Origin of the sequence: Parabacteroides sp. AT13 (assembly GCF_002272965.1) — a bacterium.
Classification (GTDB): Bacteria; Bacteroidota; Bacteroidia; order Bacteroidales; family Tannerellaceae; genus Parabacteroides; species Parabacteroides distasonis.
Genome location: NZ_NQMH01000001.1, coordinates 712,017 through 728,636 on the forward strand (window position 1 = coordinate 712,017; position 16,620 = coordinate 728,636).

The following is a 16,620-nucleotide window of genomic DNA, read 5'->3' on the forward strand; positions in this document are numbered from 1 at the left end:
CAAAAATCAGATAGTCTAATGAAAGTATTAAAATTTGGTGGTACTTCAGTCGGTTCTGCCCAGCGGATCAAGAATGTCGCATCAATCATTTGCGATCAGGAACAGAAAATAGTAGTACTCTCTGCCATGGCAGGGACAACAAACTCTTTAGTGGAGATATCTGAGTGCTTCCATAAGAAAGATCCGGAAAAAGCCAATGCGGTCCTTTCTTCCTTGGAGCAGGCTTATGTCAATCATATAGAAGAATTATACCGGAGCGATGTCTACAAGGAAAAAGCCATGCAATACATGCTCGAACGGTCTCAACATGTCTGGTCTTTCTCTAATATGCCTTTCAGCATGTTCGATGAAAAGGAAATCTTGGCGCAGGGTGAGCTAATATCAACCTTTCTGATGACCTGCTATCTGGAAGAACAAGGAGTGAAGGTAGTTTTATTGCCTGCGTTGAACTTCATGCGGATTACAATGGACAATGAACCGGACATGGAATATATCGCTAAACACCTAAATACACTTTTGGAGCAAAACAAAGAGGCAGAAATATATATTACGCAAGGTTTCATCTGCCGGAATGCTTACGGCAGCATTGACAACTTGGAAAGAGGAGGAAGCGATTACACCGCCTCTCTAATTGGGGCGGCTATCCAAGCAGAAGAGATACAGATATGGACGGATATTGATGGGATGCACAACAACGATCCACGGTTTGTCAATGACACCGCTCCTGTTAGGCAGTTGAACTTCGACGAAGCCGCTAAGTTGGCACATTTCGGTGCCAAGATACTACATCCGACTTGCATCCTGCCTGCCAAGGAAAAGAACATACCGGTACGTCTCTTGAACGCATTGCAGCCAAGTGCGTCGGGTACATTGATCTCGAACACGGCGGAAAAGGGTGCGATCAAAGCTGTTGCCGCCAAAGACAACATCACGTATGTCAAGATCAAGTCGCTCCATATGATACCGACACCTCATTTTCTGAGCATCGTGTTTGATACGTTCTATAATTACAATACGCCGGTGGACATGGTGACCACTTCCGATATCGGGGTTTCCGTAACGATTGATGATGACAAGCATATAGACGAGATTGTGGGTGTATTACGGAAATACGCAACGATTACAGTCGAAAAGAATATGGTGATTGTTTGTGTTGTTGGTGACCTGGAATGGCAAAATGTCGGTTTTGAGGCACGCATCATCAATGCATTGAAAGATATTCCCGTACGGATGATTTCATACGGCGGAAGTAGTAGTAATGTATCGTTGGTGATGAAAGCGGAAGATAAAGTGCATGCTTTGAAGGCGCTTAGTGAGCACTTGTTTTCCGTATCAGACAAACCTGTGTTATCATCCGTTTCTTAAAAGAAAATTAAGATTAATAGTTGAGCATATTTGTTTTTTGATTTGTTTTAGAAATGAAGCAGAAGCAGTCTTTTTTTGTAGAGACTGCTTCTATTTTTCGGTAATAAACAATGAAAATTCTTCTGTGTATTGACAGGTGGAAAATCTGGTATAAACTGTCCCCCCATTATCCTATCTAAAGAGTCCCCCAAAATCCAATTTAAATTGCCCCACCCCAAAAAACATTAAAAGAGTTACAGAATCAGTTCATAATTCTACATTAATCTATTAAATAGACAAAACAGATAGTATTCCCAATAAATCAATCAGCATGAACAAGATTTGTCAAGGAGGCGTGCGACTTGTTTGTCATGGGAAGCTCCGGTACAGGAAAGAGCTACATTACCACAGCCTTGGGATACAGAGTCTGCCAGAAAGGATTGAAAGTGCTGTATGCCAATACTTCCAGACTTTTAGGGCAGTTGAAGGCCACCAAGGTAAAAGGTAGCATCCTGTAGGAGCTGAAAAAGATAGAAAGGACGGATATGCTTATACAGGATGATTTCGGCTTGCAGCCGTTGGACAACGGAAGCAGAATGCATCTGATGGACATCATCAAAGACCGATATGGTAAGAAATCAACACTGATTACATCACAATTGCCGGTCAAAGACAGGTATGATGTCATCGGCAAGAAGACAATAGCCGGCGTAGTCATGGACAGAATAACTCACCAAGCCGCAAGAATTGAGCTGCACGGAGAGTCCATACGCAAAATTTGCGGGAAGAAATGAATGATTATATTGGCAGTAAATAAAAATTATAAACCCAGCACAAATCGAAAACTAATAAACTGATTATGTGATATTTTTTTGTATTTTAGGAAAAATAAATCGGGGGTCAATTTAAGTTGGATATTGGGGATCTGTTTCATTGGAGTTTCCAAGTTGTCGTTATACTCCTTGAACACATTGTATAATGTTTTGAAAGTTTCGTCCTTTTCCTGATAGCGGTTTACTATGGCACGTGCGGAGACAATCTTTTCCTCCAATTCCAAGTCTTGGTAAATCTGATAGAATTTCACACGCAAAGGTACTTTCCCGTTTTTAACGGTTTACTACGCTTGATGAAGAACAACACGCTGAATATTTCTCTTTCCATACGGCTCAATTTTTAATGATACAAAATTAGGAAATCGAACCGAGAACCTGGTTATGTAAAATAGATCAACGTGCTGTAAAAAAACGAAGTAGCACTTGTGTTGTGTAACATTTTAGGCTTTCTAAAACCGTCCCCCGAATAAGGACGTGCCGTCTGCTTCAATCCCACTTATTTTGCCTATTCTTGGAAATGAAAAATCCCTGAACTTGTTTGAAATTCAGGGATTTACATCGTTTTTCTTTTCTTAAAAGTGGTGCCACCAGGAATCGAACCGGGGACACAAGGATTTTCAGTCCTTTGCTCTACCAACTGAGCTATGGCACCATCATGTTGTTTTGTATATCGTTGTTTCGATTACGGGTGCAAAGGTAGGTATTATTTTTAATCCAGCAAATGTTTTGAAAGAAAAATTCACAGGACAGTAAATTATCTATTTTTCCTACAAAAAAATCCACTTTTCTCTTGCAGGTTCAAAAACAATGTGTACCTTTGCACCCGTAATCGAGACAACGATACAAAAAAACGGGATGTAGCACAGTTGGCTAGCGCGCCACGTTCGGGACGTGGAGGTCGGAAGTTCGAGTCTTCTCATCCCGACTCATCAAAAAGGCAAGAATCTTGAAAGAGATCTTGCCTTTCTTTTTTCAATCCTATTAATATCTAATGAATAACAAAAGGTATCAACATATATTGTTCGATCTGGACGGTACATTAACCGATCCTATGATTGGCATTACCAGTTCTGTAAAGTACGCCCTCTCCTATTTCAATATAGAAGTAGAAGATTTACGATCTTTATGCCCTTTCATCGGGCCACCATTAAAAACATCCTTTAAGGACTTCTATCAGTTTACAGATGAGCAAGCAGATGTAGCCATTGCTAAATACCGGGAATATTTTTCAAAACAAGGTATTTTCGAGAATACCCTGTATCAAGGTACTGATGAATTACTCCGTTTGCTTACCGAAAACGAAATGAAAATCTACTTAGCCACCTCAAAGCCGCAGCCCTTCGCTCAACAAATTCTAGAATATTTCCACTTAGAATCTTATTTTACATTTGTTGGAGGAAGCACATTCGACGGAAGCCGTTCCGAAAAAGCGGATGTAATACAATATGTATTAGACAGCACCGATATAAAAACACGGTCTGACGTAGTCATGATCGGTGATCGTAAATATGATATAGAAGGGGCCAAAGCGAATAACATAGATTCAATAGGAGTCCTTTACGGCTACGGGGATGAAGAAGAACTAGCGAATGCCGGAGCAAACAAAATCGTTACTGATATAAAAGAACTATCATCTTTCCTTCTAACAGGGTATATCCCCATATAGAAAGCTTAAGCAGATCTATAAATTACATTAAAAATAAACATCAGCAATAAAGAGAATGAAATATTTGGGAAGCTCGGCTTCAACCGGGCTACCAATTTTTCTATAGCGATCTTCATCTGTACACGAACCGTACTCTCTTGAACCGATAATATTTCCGCGATCTCCTTCGTTTTCAATCCCTCCTCACGAGACATCAAAAACACAAGACGGCATTTCTCAGGAAGTTCGTCAATCGCTTTATCAAGCATCTCTCTCATCTCTTTTAACTCCAAATGCTCCTCCGGAGAACCCTCATCTTCCTCTTCCATTAATGGCAACAACTCATTTAAAGAAACCCTATTCAAGTCTTTATTCCTTGCTTGAAAACGAAAAGACTCGTTACGTACGGAAATATATAAATAGGTATCTATATTATCAATATCCTTTAATCGTTTCCGGGATTGCCAGACCGAGAAAAAAACATCTGTCACAACTTCACGGCATGCCTCCTTCTCGCCTAAACAATAATAAGCGAAGCGAAAAACCTGATCATAATATAAATTATAAAAACGTTCGAAAGCTCCCCTGTTATCTACCGACACAGATTCAAGCAACCCTTTGATATCTCGCACAAAAACTCCCACTCCTTTTTCTTTGATTTGGCAAACATACTAAATATAATCTAAATGCCTTTTTAAAAAGCGGACTATTTTTTCTCATATTTTACTTGCATATTCAAATTATTAAACTACTTTTGCACCCGCAATACGGAAGTAGCTCAGTCGGTAGAGCACTGGTCTCCAAAACCAGGTGTCGGGAGTTCGAGCCTCTCCTTCCGTGCGTGAGCGGCAACACTATGAATATATGTTGCCGCTTTTTTATTATTCTCCTTCTCTTCCCATTGCGATAAAAAAGCGTAAATAAGACAACATTTTTCGTTAAAGAGACTATTTTTTCTTTCAATATATAAAGGAATATACTACTTTTATTGCCGATTTTAAATCTAATTGAGACTTAGTGTAAATCGTATACCATAGAAACAGATGACAACTAACAAATTTTCAAACCGATACTCGTCTGAGAGGAAAAAGTATTTTTTCAAAAGTAAGGCGTTTATCCTGTTCCTCGGATTATTTTTGGGAGCAGGGATTATGATCACCCTTTATAAAACATCTGTATATTTCTCGACAGATGAATCTTGTATGATGTGCCACGTGCATCCTCACGTAGAAAACAGTTGGAAACTTTCCAAGCATGTAAATAATGGAAGTGGCGTTAAGACACATTGCGTAGCTTGTCACCTCCCACCTCAAACAAATACTTGGAAACATTATAGCGCAAAAGCTAAATTGGGTATGAAAGATGTTTGGTCATACTTGACTAAAGACAGTGCGGATTTCAATTGGGAAACTAAGTCCGAGTTGGAACACGCCGTTAAATATATCCCCAATGAATCTTGTAAGGAGTGCCATCAGAACTTATTCCCCGAAGGAATTACCGATGATGGTGTAACAGCACATTTATATTATGATGAGAATGAGAAAAAGCTAGATCTACAATGTATTAGTTGCCATTTGGATGCAGGACATTACAATCCGAACTACAATCACTCTAAGATGGTTGGCATACCGGGACAAAACACATCCGGGGCAACCTCAATAGATACCAGCCTGTTTTTTAAGGAACCAACTACAGTAACCTCTTTTACCGATTATGTAGAACAAATTCCCGGAACAATGGTCTCATTCAAGATGATTGCCATTCCCGGAGGTTCATTCAAAATGGGTAGTGAGGAAAAAGAGGCGTTTCATAAAGCAGATGAGTCACCTGTACACAACGTAACCGTTAGTCCATTCTTCATGGCTGAGGTCGAGGTGACTTGGGATCAATACTGGGCTTTCTATGGGAATACGATGAGTGAGGGCCGTACCCCGCCAGAGACCGTGTACGCAAATAACAGTAATCCGAATGTCGATGCCATCTCCGGTCCGACACCTCCGTTCGGTTTCCCGGATCAAGGCTGGGGTGGCGGAGATCGCCCGGCTATTACAATGACTCATTATGCGGCCGAGACTTTCTGCCAATGGTTATCCAAGAAAACAGGAAAGACTTATCGTTTACCGACCGAGGCGGAATGGGAATATGCGGCACGTGGCGGCACGGAAACACCTTATTTCTTTACGGGTAATCCAAAAGACTTCTCCGATCAAGGCTTTTGGCGTAAATTTTTCGACGCTAAGACTGATAGTATAGGTTCTTATGTGATTTATAGCAAGAACAGCAAAAACAAGACGCAAGAACCGGATTTAGTAAAAGCCAATCCCTTTGGTTTAAAGAATATGTTGGGTAATGTAATGGAATATTGTGCAGACAAGTATGATCCTGAAGCTTACGCTAAAAGCGGAAGTAGCGCCACAGATCCATTGGTTACTGAAGGTACAGAATGGGTAGTGAGAGGCGGTAATTACACCTCCGATGCGGCAGATCTTCGCTGCGCTTCCCGTGATTATACCAAACATGAAGCTTGGTTAAAAACCGATCCGCAACAGCCGAAGAGTATCTGGTGGTACTCCGATATCAGAGGAATCGGTTTCCGTGTAGTATGTGAACCTAAATAAATAGTGTCTAAAAAATAATATCATGAAAAAAGAGAACAGCATTAGCAGAAGATCATTTCTGAAAAGTTCAGCCCTAGCGGGTGCGCTTGGAGCAATTGGAACAGGTAGTACAGTTGGTGTATTAACTTCTTGTGGTGGAGGTGAAAGTGCGAACGCAATAAAGCCTTTGAAAGAACCCGGTACTTATTACGTGCCCGAATTACCAGATTTGGCGACTGATGGAAAAGAACTAAAAGCTGGTGTAATCGGTTGTGGCGGACGTGGTTCCGGAGCCGCTTTTAACTTCTTGAACGCTGCGAACGGCGTTACGATCGTGGCTTTAGGCGATACGTTCCAAGAACGTGTCGATGATTTGGCAAAGAAATTAAAAGATGAGAAAGGAATTGATGTACCGGCTGATAAACGTTTCGTCGGCTTGGATGCGTACAAACAAGTGATTGATAGCGGCGTAGATGTAGTGATCGTCGCCACTCCTCCCGTATTCCGTCCAGTTCATTTCCAATACGCCACAGAAAAGGGCAAACATTCCTTCTTAGAGAAACCTATCTGTGTTGATCCGGTTGGTTACCGTACCATTATGGCTACCGCAAAACAAGCTGCGGCAAAGAACTTATGTGTCGTAACCGGTACTCAACGCCATCACCAACGCAGTTATGTCGAGTCTTACAAGAAGATCATGGAAGGATTGATCGGTGAGATCACGGGCGGTACGGTTTACTGGAATCAGAATATGCTTTGGTATCGGGATCGTCAACCGGGATGGAACGATTGCGAATATATGATCAAGGACTGGGTAAACTGGAAATGGCTTTCCGGCGACCATATCGTAGAGCAACACGTACATAATATAGATGTATTCACTTGGTTCAGCGGATTGAAACCAGTCAAGGCTGTAGGTTTCGGTTCTCGCCACCGTCGTATCACTGGCGACCAATATGATAACTTCAGCGTTGATTTCACAATGGAAAATGGTATCCATATGCATAGTATGTGCCGCCAGATAGATGGTTGTGCAAATAATGTAAGCGAATTCATCCAAGGAACCAAGGGATCATGGAGCAGTGACACGATGGAGATCAAGGATTTGGCAGGAAACGTTATCTGGAAATATGATAGTGAGGCCGAAAAAGCGAACTTCAAGCAAACTGACCCGTATACATTAGAGCATGTAAACTGGATCAACTGCATCCGTGGTGGTAAACAAATCGAGCAAGCTTCTGAGACTGCTATCTCCAATATGGCCGCAATCATGGGTCGTGAGTCCGCTTACACGGGTGCCGAGACCACTTGGGATGCCATGACTGCCTCAGCATTGGATTACACTCCGAAAGATTTGAACTTAGGAAAGATGGATATGAGCGGCTTCGTCGTTCCTGTTCCGGGTAAACCAATCGACAAGAAATAATCCAGACTGTTTATGACATTAAATAGAAGAAACTTTTTAAGAACCTCCTTATCCGGCGCTGCTTTAGCGGTAGGAAGTACGGCCTTGGCCTCCTGCTCTTCCAAGCCGGCAAACACTGCCGAAGGAGAAAAAGGGAGCGACAAGCCCGGCAAGGACCTTGAATTAAAGCTTTCTTTCCAAGAGGGAATCGCCCCGGGTGAAAGTTTGAACGAGAAACTTGATTTTATGGAGAAGTTGGGCGTTGTAGGTTTTGAGCCGGGTGGCGGAGGATTAGCCGGCCGGGTAAACGAGATCAAGCAGGCCTTAAACGGACGTAATATCAAAGTGAGTGCCATTTGCGCCGGCTTCAAAGGCTTTATTCTTTCTACCGATCCAGCCATCCGCAAGGAATGCATGGACACGATGAAAGAGATCATCGCCGCAGCCGGTGAATTAGGTTCTACGGGCGTGATTATCGTTCCTGCCTTTAATGGTCAAGTCCCCGCCTTGCCTCATACGATGGAGACACGGGATTTTCTTTGCGAGCAATTCAACGAGATGGGAACTTTCGCCGCCCAGCATGGGACTAGCGTCATCTTTGAACCTTTGAACCGAAAAGAGTGTTTTTATCTACGTCAAGTAGCCGACGCCGCCTCTTTATGCCGGGATATCAATAATCCGGGTGTACGTTGCATGGGCGACTTCTGGCATATGACATGGGAAGAGACCTCTGATATGGGAGCCTTTATCTCCGGTGGAGAGTATCTCCAACACGTACACGTGGCCAGCCGCAAACGTCGCAGCATGCCGGGTGAGGATGGAGATGCCGATAACTATATCAATGGTTTCAAGGGATTGAAAATGATTGGTTATAACAACTACGTAAGCTTCGAGTGCGGATGTCAGGGAGACCGTAACGTGGTAGTCCCCACCGCCGTCAAGTTATTACGTGAACAATGGGAACAAGCTTGATAAGATGCCTTTAGTATACCCAAATATGCAATTGAGTGAGGTGGTGGAAGAACACCCCTCACTCATTCCCGTAATCAACCGGTTTGGGATTCGTCTCGGGCTTGGCGACAAATCGGTGAAGACGCTCTGTGAAGAACATTCGCTGGATACGGACTTTTTATTGACAGTGATCAATACCTTCCTCAACGAGGAGTATTTTCCGGAGAAGAAGTTACAAACTTTCCATACATCGCAGATTATTGATTACCTGACAAAGACGAACCAATACTATTTACGTTATCAGCTCCCCAATATAGAACGCCATCTAGGTTCCTTTATCTCGATGAGTACGCCCGGCAATCCTACTCTTGGATTGATAGGACGCTTCTTCTCCTCATTCAAGGAAGAACTCATCGCCCGCATTGAGAAAGATGATAAGATATGGTTCCCCTACTGCATGTCGTTAAGTAAAAAGCTGGGAAAAGAACCGGCGCGAACGATCGATGGATTGCAAATCACCTCCGAGCAACGTACGGAAGATACCATCGAGGCCCTTTTAGCCGACTTAAAAAGTATCATGGTCAAGCATCTTTCGGGAGATTACGACGAGAATTTATGTTATGCCGTCCTCTTCTCCGTCTGTAGTCTGGAGAAAGACATCAAACAACACAACCGGATCCGGTATCGAATCCTTACCCCCATGGTCTCGGCCATGGAAAAATTATGTATCTAACGATCTGAAATGCATCGAAACAAACAAATAGCGATCATACTGTCTGATACCCTAAGAAGTATTGGGCTGCAAAGCTTGCTGACCGACTACTTCCCCCCGGTAGAGGTTTGCTATTTTCCAAATTTCGAGATGCTTTCCTCCACAGGAAGCGACACCTACGATTACTATTTCACCGATTCAGATACCCTTGTGCTCAACGCAGATTTCTTCCTCCCGAGAAGAAACAAGACCGCCCTCCTCATCGACAGCACCGAAGAACACGGGGCGCTCTCGTCTACGAACCGTATCACGTTACGTTCCTCCCAAGAGACCATTATCGAGCAATTGCAACAATTATTTACGAGCGACAGCTCCGGCAACACCACTACCGAAAACAACAAGGACCTATCCAGCCGTGAGGTAGACGTACTTCAACTGATCGTAAAAGGCATCACGAATAAAGAGATCGCCGATAAGCTGAACATCAGCTTGAACACCGTCCTCACCCATCGTAAGAACATCACCGCCAAGCTGGGCATCAAGACCGTTTCCGGCCTCACCTTCTACGCCATCATGAACGGGATCATCTCAGGTGACGATATCGAACTATAGCGAAGCCAACAAACCAGCTTTCAAAATCACTACATCTAGTGATTGACCATCCTGTTTCTTTACCGTTTCTTCGCGATTGAAAAAATATACTAACAAAAGAAATTCGATGAAGAGACACTACTTAGGTATCATCGCCCTAGGTGCGTTGGGGCTGCAAAATGTATACGCCGAGAATATCAAGGCTAACGAGAACGACACGATAAAAACCTATAACATGGGTGAGGTAATCGTGACCTCATCCACGAAGGAGACAAATAACCTCCGCACGTTACCCGGTTCCGTATCGATCCTTTCCCCGCAAATGATCTCCGGCAGGCAGATCGACGCATTAAAGGATATAAGTTCTTTCGTCCCGAACCTATACATGCCGGATTATGGGGCAAAACTAACCTCGGCCATCTATATCCGCGGTATCGGAGCCAGAAGTAGCGGACAATCCGTGGGCTTATATGTAGACAACGTGCCTTATCTGGATAAAAGCACCTTCGATTTCGAGCTGACCGATATCCAACGCATCGAGGTATTACGAGGGCCGCAAGGAACCTTGTATGGTCGTAACGCCATGGGGGGCATCGTAAATATCTATACCATCTCCCCGTTCGATTACCAAGGAAAGAAACTCTCCCTATCGGCCGGAAGCTACGGGCAATATAAAGTCAAGGCCTCTCATTATGCTAAGTTGAGCGAGACCATCGGATTCACCGCCGCCGCTTACTATGACCATAGCGACGGCTTCTACACCAATGCCTACGATGGGAAAAAGATCGATAAGGAAGACAATGTAGGCGGCCGATTCAAGTTAGAAGGTCGCTTCAATCCAAACTTCCGTACCTCCTACTCCCTTTCCGTAGATTATACGGATCAAGGAGCGTTTCCATATGGTATGTTCATCGGAACCGGAAATACCGATCACAAGTATGTAAATCCTATCAATATCAACGATCCCAGCTCTTATAAACGGACGGTCATAGCCAATAACCTGTCCCTCGAATACCGGAATGAGCACGTGATACTGAGCAGCACCACCGGTCATCAATATTTCAAGGATGACATGAAGATGGATCAAGACTTCTCCCCTCTCTCGATCTTTACCCTCAACCAAAAGCAAAAGCAAAACGCTTTCAGCGAGGAATTGGCGATCAAGAGCAACACGAGGAATAATTACCAATGGTCCTTCGGACTCTACGGTTTCTACGACGATCTACATACGGACGGCCCGGTCGATTTCAAGGAAGACGGGATCAAGACCGTTCTCCAGCCCGTATTCGATCAATTGAAGAAAGATCATCCTAAGATGCCATATCTGAAAATACTGGACGATCATCTTTATATTCCGGGTTCTTTCGATACCCCTTCTTACGGCCTTGCTTTGTATCACCAATCCACTTATAACAATCTGTTCACGGAAGGCCTGTCAATTACCGCCGGTATCCGCTTGGATTACGAGAAGCAAAAGATGGATTACAATTCTGAGGCTAAGATGAGAATGGGTTTCGGCTTCGTAGAAAACGGACCGGTTATCGACATCGAGAAACTTTTCCCGATCCCAACCACCGTGATGGACGCCAGCATCTCCCAAGACTTCTGGCAAGTACTTCCGAAAGTATCTTTAAAGTACGAATGCTCGTCAAACACGTTCACCTATGTATCGGTAGCGAAAAGTTATAAGACCGGGGGCTACAACGTACAAATGTCGGCAGACGTGATGCAAAGCCAGATGCAATACGATATGATGAGCGCTTTCAAGGACATGATGCCGATCGAGGTCAAAGAACCTACCCCCATCGAGGAAGTAGCCGCCTACAAACCGGAGAAAAGCTGGAACTACGAGATCGGTATCCGTAGCGAGTTGCTATTCCAACGCCTAAGCGCAGAATTGACAGGTTTCTATATGGACATTCAAGACGTACAGTTGACCAAATTCGTGAACAGCGGCAACGGCCGTATCCTCACCAACGCCGGGAAAGCCAAAAGCTACGGTATAGAGGCCTCCTTGCGTGCCCGCATCATCGATGGGCTAACCGCCGACGTTAATTACGGTTTCACCCATGCTACGTTCCGGGATTACAACAATGGGAAAGAGGATTTCAAGAACAACTTCATCCCATATACCCCACGTCATACCTTCAACGTAGGACTGCAATACACCCGCCTGTTCCGTAACGCATGGATAGACCAATTCTCCGCCTCCGCCCAATTCAGCGGTGTCGGAAAGATCTTCTGGACCGAGCGAAACGACATCTACCAGAAATTCTACGGAACGGTAAACGCAAAGGTAGGCGTACGCAAAGGTATCGTCAACGTAAACCTATGGAGCCGTAATATAACGAACACCCATTACTCAGCATTTTATTTCGAGTCATTCGGGAATCCGTTTATCCAACTAGGTAAGCCTTTCCAGATCGGTGCGGAGGTGGCGATCGCCTTTTAAGCGCAAGCGTTCAATAGAAATAAAAAACGGGAGAGCCGGTTCTTACACCAACTCTCCCGATTACTTTATTCCGACTTTCCTATATTCGGTAACTTACTTCAAAAACTATAATCCTTCGATCTTCTCTTCCGGTAAACCGGTGCTCTGGGCAATCAAAGATTTAGATACCCCCGACTCTTTTAAATTCTTGGCGATAGCATATTTCTCTGATAGGCGACCTTTCTCCAGACCTTCCCTCAAGCCTTCCTCCAGGCCTTCCTTCATCCCATTCGCCTTTGCTTCCGCTATCGCTTTCTCTTTTGCTTCCTCTACTTCCTGCAAGAAAGTCTCTTCCGCAAGACGGTTGACATTGTAGCGATCCACGGCACGGTCATAGGCGAGACGATTCTCCGGAGAGAGATTCGCCACGGCGGCCAAACGAGATAGATGAGCGAACACCTGTTCTTTCAAGGCATCCGGCATTCGAATCCAATGTTCCATATTCTTTAACGCATAAAAAAGTCTTTCTAATAAAGTTTCGCACTCATCCAGTTCCTTCGTAAAATAAGGGAACTGCAAATAGATCTGCCGGAAATGAGGGTTCAGCGTCTCATGACTTTCTAGATCCAGAATTCCAGAATCCACACGGAAACGATCCGGTAAATCCGGCTCCTTGAAATTCATGAAAAAAACACCATACACCGTATGTAGCTTATAGATTGCGCCATACGACATCGAAGGTTCCCGCACCTCCAGCCCTTCCTCCCCGTCATCCGGTGAGTGTACTTCCACCGCTAGCGGGGCCTCAATCTGACGGCTCACCGCACGACACATATAATATAATGTTCGGTCCACGAAATTCAGATGCTTGCGGTTCTGCATCTCCACGATGATATATTCTCCCGTGGAGGTACGGCAATAGAGGTCGTAAATGATCCCCTTGTCACGTACATGCTCCGCATGATCCTCCTTGTCGAGAAACATCAGATCCTCAATCCGATGCTCACCAGCCAACAACTCGTTCAATAACGTGATCAAGAACGGCTTGCTAGCCGGCTGACCGAAAATAATCTTAAAACCAATATCCGTAAACGGATTCACGAACTTCCCCATAGCTAATTATTTTTAGTTAAACCTATTGTTTATTCTAGAACGCAAACATACGGAATTTTTATCAAAGAATAAAACGCAAGCATTCAATTCTTTTCAACATAAACCTATGGAGCCACAATATAACGAAATCGGGAGAGCCGGTTCTTACACCGACTCTCCCGATAATATTATTCTGACATCTCTGCCTTCGACAGTTTTCAGGAAAAAAACTATAACCGCTCGATCTTCTCTTCCGATAAACCGATGCATTGAACAATCAAAGATTTAGACACTCCCGCCTCTTTCAGGTTTCGAGCGATAGCATATTTCTCTGATAAACGGCCATTCTCCATACCTTCTACCATTGCTTTCTCTTGCGCTTCTTTTGCCTCCTGTAAGGAAGCATCTTCCGCAAGACATATCTACATTAATACAATCTACACCTATTCCCTCGTCCAAATGTCAGTTCCCAGAATAGGCTCATCCCCCCATCCTTTGCCTCTAAGATAACTGAAGGTTCCCGAGGGATCAGCATATGCCACTGCCCGGCAGGAATCTGTAGAACCATATTCCCAATGGCAGGCGACAACTCATAACGGCCGCACTCCACCCCCTTCTCATCATAGAAGATCTCCGTGACCGCCCCCCGCAAGATAGCGACCGTCTCAGACGTATTCGAATGACGATGGATATCCACTAACGATCCCGACTGCAAGGCGTTCAGCATCCGCTGGGAAGTATCCTCGGAACTATTCCGCAAATCCAAGTTCACACGCAAACGAGGGCTATCTGCCGTTTTAGCCAACAAATCATCCAATAATTCTTGATTAATCAACATAAGCTATACCGTTCTAAAAGGCCAGAGAGCCTTGAATACCAAATAAGTTGTATTGCTCTTACCAAACATCAAATTGATGCAATAAAATCCAGCTATTACCATCCACTCAGGGAAATATAACACATGCTTGGCTCTGCCTTCCGCCTTTTCAACCTTAATGAGGTTATTGATGTCCAGCAGCTCGGGATTCTTGATGATATGAATTGTATTATCAACCTCTTTATCAACCCAATCTACCATGGCTTTAACAGCACCACTCATCTCTAGCACCTCAAATTTACCACCATTACCTATCTTATATGCCCAGTTAGGATATTTCAGATAATAGCGCTTCTCAATATCACGCTTCTGCGTAGCGGTATAGACAGGGGAGAATCTATATATATTCCACTTTGGGCAAATCTCTTTAAGCCTGCCTTCAGCCATTGCCTTGCTCTTTCCATAGTTCGAGATAGGATTCAGCTCTGTGCCTGAATTTATTAACCCCTTCACCATGCCAATGGCATCCACAGTACTGATAAACAACACAGACACATTATGGCTAACACAAGCTTCAAACACATTCTCAGCACAAGTCACATTCAGAAACTTGAACCTCTCAAAACTAAAGTCAGTTTCACCACCTCCAGCATGTGCCAATGCGGCCAAATGAATGCATCTATCCACCTTCTCCGCATCCAATAACGCCTCCAACGCATTTTTGTCAGCAAGGTCAAGAACCACTTGTTTCAAATGCTCATGCGTCCAATCTGATACCCTGCGGTCAACACCCACTACAGCGCAACCTTTAGCTATCAGATCTTTCACCAGATAGCAGCCAATCATCCCAGCTGAGCCTGTTACCAGTATTGTTTTATTCGACATATCCTTTTAATTTTTCAAGTATCCAATTCTGCGGTTTACCAGCCACCCTACCTAAAATGCACAAAAACGTCCAAACGATCATTTTTAAGTCAAAACCGACATTCACGTGATGAACATAAAACGCCTCTAATTCCCTACGGGTAGGCAACACTTTTTCCATATACTCTGCAGGATCTTCTACAGTGTCACCGTATAAATAATCATATAATGCGGCTGGACCTGTCAACCCCGGACGCACTCGGGCAGCTATACCATATTTACCCTCACGCATAATCACCACTTGATCTTGTGCGGCTGGACGAGGTCCCACTATCGCCATATCCCCCAATACACAATTCAGCAACTGAGGCAATTCATCAATCTTTGTAGCGCGCATAATGGCACCCCACTTGAAGATACGGTTCGTATCCGCCTTGAAACTCTTCTCATCCGCATCTTTGGCGATCGTCATGCTTCGGAACTTATACATCCTAAAAGACTTGTTATCTTTTCCAATACGATTCGCACAATAAAAAACAGGTCCCCAATCAGAGATAAGAATACCAATAATAGCTATCAAGAACACAGGCAATAAAACGATCAACGCACCACCACAAGCTATCACACAAAAAGCTCTTTTTACAAACTGATACATACAATCAAAGTCTTCTTAAAGTACACTCAAATGCCTCCGCATAATTCGTTCCACTTTGAGCGCCCCGATAAGCCGCTAACCCCTTGATCGCTTCCGCAGAGCGAGGATGAGGAAAAGGCCGCATTACACCCCGATAGGTAGCTAAAGCATTTATTTTAACCTCTAAGCAGTTCTCACCAACCTCCACGAATGTATTTGGCTGAAATCGGTTCATGGATGTATTAACTGACCATTCAGTAGAAGAGAGTACCTCCATAAACAGGAACTCCTTTAAAGGTTTCACCTCCGCACGGCGTTGAAACAGACGGATAGCAGCTTGACAAGCCATAGAGGTATGCATATGATCATTATTTGTGTCAGAAGGGTGATGCGTGATAACCACGTCACAATTCGATGCGATGATCGCCTTCTCTATAAACTGTACCAAACTAAGATGCGTAGCATTATTCATCTCTATATTAGGGAAGTTCCCCGCATACTTATTACGTATGCCAAGCATCTTTGAGCTAGCATCTAAATCATCGTTCAGTTCATTGTCGTCAGGGCGAAAAGCACGTGCTTTAGCCTCTGAACACATAATGCAGATGTCTACTGAATGGCCATCCCTTGTAAGTTTTTTAATTGTTGCACCAGCACCCAACACCTCATCGTCAGGATGAGCTACTACGACTAAATAGTTCATA

At 43.9% G+C, this 16,620-nt stretch carries 15 protein-coding genes, 3 tRNA genes and 2 pseudogenes; 11 read left to right on the forward strand and 9 right to left on the reverse strand.

Annotated features, from left to right (window positions below; all coding sequences use genetic code 11):
• Positions 1-18: 18 nt before the first annotated feature.
• Both CI959_RS03410 and CI959_RS21745 read left to right on the forward strand, forming a co-directional pair.
• Positions 19-1,365 (forward strand): aspartate kinase, encoded by a 1,347-nt coding sequence (locus CI959_RS03410; protein ID WP_008779450.1) that lies wholly within the window; start codon positions 19-21, stop codon positions 1,363-1,365.
• Between the two features lie 329 nt (positions 1,366-1,694).
• A pseudogene (locus tag CI959_RS21745) lies at positions 1,695-2,138 on the forward strand (ATP-binding protein); the annotation flags it as partial.
• A 152-nt stretch (positions 2,139-2,290) separates the two neighbouring features.
• On the opposite strand, the pseudogene CI959_RS22070 reads toward CI959_RS21745, so the two are convergent.
• Positions 2,291-2,505, reverse strand: a pseudogene (locus CI959_RS22070) (site-specific integrase); the annotation flags it as partial.
• Positions 2,506-2,756: 251 nt separating this feature from the next.
• Positions 2,757-2,829: transfer RNA gene (locus CI959_RS03425), tRNA-Phe, on the reverse strand.
• A 199-nt stretch (positions 2,830-3,028) separates the two neighbouring features.
• Between CI959_RS03425 and CI959_RS03430 the strand changes: the two genes are divergently transcribed.
• Together CI959_RS03430 and CI959_RS03435 are read left to right on the forward strand one after the other, a co-directional pair.
• Positions 3,029-3,102 (forward strand) — tRNA-Pro (locus CI959_RS03430).
• A gap of 66 nt (positions 3,103-3,168) precedes the next feature.
• The gene (locus CI959_RS03435; RefSeq protein ID WP_057316763.1) at positions 3,169-3,843 is read left to right on the forward strand and encodes an HAD family hydrolase; all 675 of its coding nucleotides are present in this window, start codon (positions 3,169-3,171) and stop codon (positions 3,841-3,843) included.
• A 5-nt stretch (positions 3,844-3,848) separates the two neighbouring features.
• Here CI959_RS03435 and CI959_RS03440 read toward each other — a convergent pair whose 3' ends face one another.
• Positions 3,849-4,454 (reverse strand): RNA polymerase sigma-70 factor, encoded by a 606-nt coding sequence (locus tag CI959_RS03440; RefSeq protein ID WP_005858709.1) that lies wholly within the window; start codon positions 4,452-4,454, stop codon positions 3,849-3,851.
• 135 nt (positions 4,455-4,589) lie between these two features.
• Here CI959_RS03440 and CI959_RS03445 point away from each other — a divergent pair.
• The 7 genes from CI959_RS03445 (at position 4,590) to CI959_RS03475 (ending at position 12,530) form a co-directional block, all read left to right on the forward strand.
• Positions 4,590-4,662: transfer RNA gene (locus CI959_RS03445), tRNA-Trp, on the forward strand.
• A 203-nt stretch (positions 4,663-4,865) separates the two neighbouring features.
• Positions 4,866-6,440, forward strand: coding sequence for an SUMF1/EgtB/PvdO family nonheme iron enzyme (locus tag CI959_RS03450; RefSeq protein WP_057316761.1), 1,575 nt, complete (start codon positions 4,866-4,868; stop codon positions 6,438-6,440).
• A 22-nt stretch (positions 6,441-6,462) separates the two neighbouring features.
• Entirely contained in the window at positions 6,463-7,845 is a 1,383-nt protein-coding gene (locus CI959_RS03455) for a Gfo/Idh/MocA family oxidoreductase (RefSeq protein ID WP_005858713.1), read from the forward strand.
• A 12-nt stretch (positions 7,846-7,857) separates the two neighbouring features.
• On the forward strand, positions 7,858-8,796 hold the full coding sequence (locus tag CI959_RS03460; RefSeq protein ID WP_057316759.1) for a sugar phosphate isomerase/epimerase: 939 nt from the start codon (positions 7,858-7,860) through the stop codon (positions 8,794-8,796).
• 25 nt (positions 8,797-8,821) lie between these two features.
• A complete protein-coding gene (locus tag CI959_RS03465; RefSeq protein WP_005868596.1) occupies positions 8,822-9,508 on the forward strand; it encodes a hypothetical protein in 687 nt (228 codons plus the stop codon).
• Between the two features lie 9 nt (positions 9,509-9,517).
• Positions 9,518-10,099 carry a LuxR C-terminal-related transcriptional regulator gene (locus CI959_RS03470; protein WP_005868594.1) on the forward strand — a complete coding sequence of 194 codons (582 nt, stop codon included), beginning with the start codon at positions 9,518-9,520 and terminating at the stop codon, positions 10,097-10,099.
• A gap of 106 nt (positions 10,100-10,205) precedes the next feature.
• Positions 10,206-12,530 (forward strand): TonB-dependent receptor, encoded by a 2,325-nt coding sequence (locus tag CI959_RS03475; protein ID WP_095231400.1) that lies wholly within the window; start codon positions 10,206-10,208, stop codon positions 12,528-12,530.
• A gap of 105 nt (positions 12,531-12,635) precedes the next feature.
• Here the strand turns inward: CI959_RS03475 and CI959_RS03480 are convergent, their stop codons facing one another.
• The 6 genes from CI959_RS03480 to CI959_RS03500 all read right to left on the reverse strand — a co-directional run bounded on the left by CI959_RS03480 (position 12,636) and on the right by CI959_RS03500 (position 16,619).
• Complete coding sequence (locus tag CI959_RS03480) at positions 12,636-13,622, reverse strand: PD-(D/E)XK nuclease family transposase (protein ID WP_009276121.1); 987 nt, start codon at positions 13,620-13,622, stop codon at positions 12,636-12,638.
• 209 nt (positions 13,623-13,831) lie between these two features.
• Positions 13,832-13,966, reverse strand: a complete 135-nt coding sequence (locus CI959_RS21750) for a hypothetical protein (RefSeq protein ID WP_255223108.1) — start codon at positions 13,964-13,966, stop codon at positions 13,832-13,834.
• A 62-nt stretch (positions 13,967-14,028) separates the two neighbouring features.
• On the reverse strand, positions 14,029-14,439 hold the full coding sequence (locus tag CI959_RS03485; protein ID WP_009017060.1) for a WbuC family cupin fold metalloprotein: 411 nt from the start codon (positions 14,437-14,439) through the stop codon (positions 14,029-14,031).
• 3 nt (positions 14,440-14,442) lie between these two features.
• Positions 14,443-15,303 carry an NAD(P)-dependent oxidoreductase gene (locus CI959_RS03490; protein ID WP_057316754.1) on the reverse strand — a complete coding sequence of 287 codons (861 nt, stop codon included), beginning with the start codon at positions 15,301-15,303 and terminating at the stop codon, positions 14,443-14,445.
• On the reverse strand, positions 15,293-15,937 hold the full coding sequence (locus tag CI959_RS03495) for a sugar transferase (RefSeq protein WP_009017058.1): 645 nt from the start codon (positions 15,935-15,937) through the stop codon (positions 15,293-15,295). The genes CI959_RS03490 and CI959_RS03495 overlap by 11 nt, the downstream gene beginning before the upstream one ends.
• A 4-nt stretch (positions 15,938-15,941) precedes the next feature.
• Positions 15,942-16,619 carry a PIG-L deacetylase family protein gene (locus tag CI959_RS03500; protein ID WP_009017057.1) on the reverse strand — a complete coding sequence of 226 codons (678 nt, stop codon included), beginning with the start codon at positions 16,617-16,619 and terminating at the stop codon, positions 15,942-15,944.
• Between the last annotated feature and the right edge of the window lies 1 nt (position 16,620).